The sequence below is a fragment of the Methylophaga sp. UBA2689 genome (genome assembly GCA_002354555.1).
Taxonomy (GTDB): Bacteria; Pseudomonadota; Gammaproteobacteria; order Nitrosococcales; family Methylophagaceae; genus Methylophaga.
Map to the genome: position 1 here is coordinate 3,853 of DELT01000006.1, position 5,023 is coordinate 8,875.

The 5,023-nt window shown below is 46.9% G+C and carries 5 protein-coding genes; 4 read left to right on the plus strand and 1 reads right to left on the minus strand.

Translation table 11 applies throughout. The features are described from left to right. The 4 genes from B3M51_RS00345 to hflD form a co-directional block, all read left to right on the plus strand. Positions 1-576: pseudouridine synthase (locus tag B3M51_RS00345; RefSeq protein ID WP_292756066.1), on the plus strand; the 576-nt coding region annotated here is incomplete at its 5' end. Beyond that, the gene (locus tag B3M51_RS00350) at positions 497-874 is read left to right on the plus strand and encodes an NUDIX hydrolase (RefSeq protein WP_292482033.1); all 378 of its coding nucleotides are present in this window, start codon (positions 497-499) and stop codon (positions 872-874) included. The genes B3M51_RS00345 and B3M51_RS00350, both read left to right, overlap by 80 nt. Positions 875-876: 2 nt before the next feature. Beyond that, the gene (mnmA, locus tag B3M51_RS00355) at positions 877-1,980 is read left to right on the plus strand and encodes a tRNA 2-thiouridine(34) synthase MnmA (protein WP_292482035.1); all 1,104 of its coding nucleotides are present in this window, start codon (positions 877-879) and stop codon (positions 1,978-1,980) included. Continuing rightward, positions 1,977-2,609 (plus strand): high frequency lysogenization protein HflD, encoded by a 633-nt coding sequence (hflD, locus tag B3M51_RS00360; RefSeq protein WP_292482037.1) that lies wholly within the window; start codon positions 1,977-1,979, stop codon positions 2,607-2,609. Before mnmA ends, hflD begins: the two co-directional genes overlap by 4 nt. A gap of 74 nt (positions 2,610-2,683) precedes the next feature. On the opposite strand, the gene acnB is transcribed toward hflD, so the two are convergent. Continuing rightward, positions 2,684-5,023, minus strand: a 2,340-nt coding sequence (acnB, locus tag B3M51_RS00365; protein ID WP_292756069.1) for a bifunctional aconitate hydratase 2/2-methylisocitrate dehydratase, incomplete at its 5' end; no start/stop codon positions are given.

Below are 5,023 nucleotides of genomic sequence, written 5' to 3' on the forward strand. Positions count from 1 at the left end.
GATCGGGACAGTGAAGGATTATTATTGCTGACCGACGATGGTCAATTGCAACATCATATCAGCGATCCACGTCATAAATTAAGCAAAACTTACTGGGTTCAGGTGGAAAATATTCCGGATGCCGCTGCGCTTGAACAATTGCAACGGGGTGTCATGTTAAAAGATGGTCTGACCAAGCCGGCTAAGGCAAGACTTATCGATGAGCCTGATTTGTGGGAAAGAGTTCCGCCGGTACGTTTTCGACAATCGATTCCCACTCAATGGTTGGAACTGCAAATCAGCGAAGGCAAAAACCGACAGGTACGCCGTATGACTGCTGCAGTCGGCCATCCAACATTAAGACTGATCCGCATGGCGATTGGACCGTGGCAATTAAATGATCTGCAACCCGGACAATGGTGCGAAGTTAATTATCAGACCGTGATAAAATACGCTGATGATTTGGACTCCAAGAACCACCGTAGCCGCCGTAATAGAACGCGACCAGAAATTTCTGATGGTCGAAGAAATGATCGGCAGCGAACTCAAACTCAACCAGCCGGCCGGCCATCTCGAAGACGAAGAAAGCCTGATTGAAGCGGTTATCCGGGAAACATTGGAAGAGACAGCCTGGCAATTTACGCCTGAGTCGTTGATTGGTATCTATCGCTGGCGACATCAGCAAACTGAAAACACCTATATTCGTTTCTGTTTTAGCGGGAGCCTGGAGGAAAAGCTGGATAGACCATTGGATAGTGATATTCATCAGGCTGTCTGGCTGGATGCTGACACTATCAAACAGCGTCGATCACAGTTTCGCAGCCCTCTAGTTGAGCAATGTTTACAGGATTACCTTGCTGGAAAACGCTATCCACTTGATTTATTAACTGATTAATTATGTCTGAACACAAAAAAATAGTTGTCGGTCTGTCCGGCGGCGTGGACTCCTCTGTTTCAGCGTTGTTACTTAAACAACAAGGCTTTGATGTTGAAGGTCTGTTTATGAAAAACTGGGTCGACTACGCCGACGAAAGCGAATGTACAGTCGAAGATGATCGCAAAGATGCCCAATCCGTTGCTGATAAAGTTGGCATCGTTTTTCATGAAGCCAATTTTGCCATGGAATACTGGGATTATGTATTCAAGCATTTTCTGGATGAATACAAAGCGGGCCGCACACCGAATCCCGATATCCTGTGTAATCGCGAAATCAAATTTAAAGCCTTTTTAGATCACGCCATGGAATTGGGAGGCTATCTGATTGCTACCGGGCATTACGCACGAGTGCGCGAACATGACGGTAAGTTTCAATTACTAAAAGGCCTGGATAACAGCAAAGACCAGAGTTACTTTCTTTATACCCTTGGTCAGGCGCAATTATCACGTACCCTATTCCCGTTGGGTGAATTACCAAAAACCGAAGTGCGTCAGATTGCCGAAAAAGCTGGCTTTATCAATCACGACAAAAAAGACAGCACTGGTATCTGCTTTATCGGTGAGCGACGCTTCCGTGAGTTTCTGGGACGTTATATCCCGGCTCAACCTGGCGAAATGCGTACCCCTGAGGGCGAAAAAATTGGCGAACACTCAGGGTTAATGTATTACACCCTCGGCCAACGCCAGGGTCTTGGCATTGGTGGTCGGAAAAACAGCAGCGGTGAACCTTGGTTTGTCGCTGGCAAAGATATGGAAAAGCGAATTTTATATGTTGTTCAAGGCGAACATGAATGGCTTTACAGCACTAAACTGACTGCTGAACAACTCTCGTGGGTGGCAGGCGAAGCCCCCGAACTGCCATGTCGTGCCAGTGCAAAAACCCGTTATCGTCAACCAGATCAGCCCTGTCTCATCACGCAGGATCTACAGGGGAATATTCAGGTTGAATTTGACACGCCACAACGTGCCGTCACCCCAGGACAATCTGTAGTATTTTATCAGGATGATGTCTGTCTGGGCGGTGGCATTATTATAGATACCAACGCTCCGGGGATGCATCCATGAGTCAGAGAATAATCATTCATGATCGGGTCATCGCCCTCTCCGCTTTGATGCAATCGGTGACCCTGGTGCAACAGATTGCTGAAACCGGCCAGGTTGATAATGATGATATGCAGACCATGCTGCAGAGTTTACTGGTGATGGATGCACCTGATACTGAATCGGTTTACGGTGAAATCAGTAAATTAAAAACCGGTATTCGTCAGTTCAATAATCAGCTATCGAAACGTAAACAACCTGGCGATATTGTGTTGTTACGCTATGCAATCGGAATATTGCACTTGCAACGCAAATTGGCAAAACGCCCGGCGATGCTGGATCTGATTACCCGCGAACTGGATCAGATTCCCCAACAAATCGAGTATTTTGGCAGTATCACCAGCCCGCAGGTTATCGCCCGTTTCGCCGATATTTATCAGCGTACGGTCAGTGAACTCACACCGCGCATTCAGGTATTTGGTGATTCAACTTATCTGCAGCAAGCTGATAACGTTAATCGTATTCGTGCTTTGTTGCTGTCTGGAATTCGCGCTGCAGTGTTATGGCAACAGAAAGGTGGCAGACGCTGGCAGTTTTTACTACAGAGCAATAAATTATTACAGGCAGCATCAGAGTTACACGCTCAAACCTAATAATGCTTCACCAATAATAGTCATAAAAAAAGGGCTGTAAATACAGCCCTTTTTGGTTTCTGTGAGTTATCAGTTTAACTAGCTTTAGCACGTTGATAGTGCTCCAATTCGTTAAAATTCAGATAACGATAGATTTCATGAGCCATAGGCTGAATACCAGCGACTTTCTCCAGATATTCGGCAACCGTTGGAATGCGTCCCATACTGGCGACCACGGCAGCAAGTTCTGCAGACGATAAATACACATCGGCTCCATTACCCAGGCGATTCGGGAAGTTACGGGTAGAGGTTGAAACCACTGTGGCATTATCCGCGACCCGTGCCTGGTTACCCATGCACAACGAGCAACCCGGTGTTTCAGTGCGAGCACCAACACGACCAAAGATACTGTAAATACCTTCTTCCGTTAATTGATGCTGATCCATCTTGGTCGGCGGAGCAACCCACAATTTCACGGGCAGATTACCCATTTTCTCCAGCACTTTACCGGCGGCACGATAGTGTCCAATATTGGTCATGCAAGAACCAATAAACACCTCGTCAATATGAGCACCAGCGACTTCGGATAAGGGTTTGATATCATCCGGGTCGTTCGGACAGGCCAGTAATGGCTCTTTGATTTCATTTAAATCAATTTCAATAATCGCAGCGTATTCTGCATCAGCATCCGGTTCAAGCAACTGTGGATCAGCCAGCCATGCACGCATGGCATCTATGCGACGTTGCAATGTTCTGGCATCAGCATAACCTTCGGCAATCATCCATTCCATTAATGAGATATTGGAGTTCAAAAACTCAATAATCGGTTCTTTATTTAATCTGACGGTACAACCATTGGCACTACGTTCTGCCGACGCATCTGAAAGCTCAAATGCCTGTTCGACTTTCAGATCTGGTAAACCTTCAATTTCCAAAACGCGGCCATTAAAGATATTTTTCTTGCCTTTCTTTTCAACCGTCAGCAATCCTTCCTGAATAGCAGCATAGGGAATGGCATTAACCAGGTCACGTAATGTAATGCCGGGTTGCATATCGCCTTTAAAACGTACCAATACTGATTCTGGCATATCCAGCGGCATAACACCCAGTGCCGCGGCAAATGCCACCAGACCTGAACCTGCCGGGAAACTGATACCAATCGGGAAACGGGTATGTGAGTCACCACCGGTACCGACGGTATCCGGTAAAATCATTCGGTTCAACCATGAGTGGATAACGCCGTCACCCGGGCGTAATGACACACCGCCACGAGTACTGATAAATTCCGGTAGTTCATGCTGCAACTTAATATCAACCGGTTTTGGATACGCCGCGGTATGACAGAAAGACTGCATCACCAAATCAGACGAAAACCCCAGACAGGCTAATTCTTTCAACTCATCACGGGTCATTGCTCCCGTTGTATCCTGTGAGCCGACGGTGGTGACTTTAGGTTCACAATAAGCACCAGGGCGGACACCTTCCACACCACAGGCAACACCGACCATTTTCTGTGCCAGCGTAAAGCCTTTATCACTATGAACGGGTTCTACCGGACGTTTGAAAACATCTGATGGTGGCATACCCAATGTTTCGCGGGCTTTATCGGTTAAACCACGACCAATAATCAAAGGAATACGCCCCCCGGCACGCACTTCATCAGCGATAGTGGTAGGCCGTAAAGTGAACTCAGAAACCACGTCACCGGCTTCGTTGTAAATTTTGCCTTCATATGGCTTGATAGTAATGACATCGCCGGTTTCCAGCTGATCGACATTACATTCTATTGGCAAGGCACCAGAGTCTTCTGCGGTATTGAAGAAAATTGGCGCAATGTTGTTCCCTAAAATAACGCCGCCCTGACGTTTATTCGGGACGTAAGCCACATCGTGGCCCATATGCCAGAGCACAGAATTGATCGCAGATTTACGTGAAGATCCGGTACCGACAACATCACCTACATAAGCAATAGGGTGGCCCTTTTCTTTCAGCGAGATAATGGTATCCAGCGCGTCAGGCATTTTGCTGACCAACATTGCCTTGGCATGCAAAGGAATATCAGGACGACTCCAGGCTTCAGTTGCCGGGGATAAATCATCGGTATTGGTTTCGCCCGGGACTTTCAGCACAGTTAGCGTAATCGCTTCAGCTAATGCTGGTCGGGATAAAAACCATTCAGCTTCGGCCCAGGATTGTAAAATGCGCTTGGCGTATTGATTGGTTTCAGCTTTTTCCACTACATCATGGTAGGCGTCATAAACCATAACAATTTTGGAAAGTGCTTTTTCTGCTGCCTCGGCGGTTGCGTCATAATCCAGCAACTCGATTAAAGGTTGGATGTTATATCCCCCCATCATGGTACCGAGCAGTTCAGTCGCATAAACCGGTGTTATCAAATCACATTGTGTTTCCTGTTTGGCAATCGCCGCCAGAAA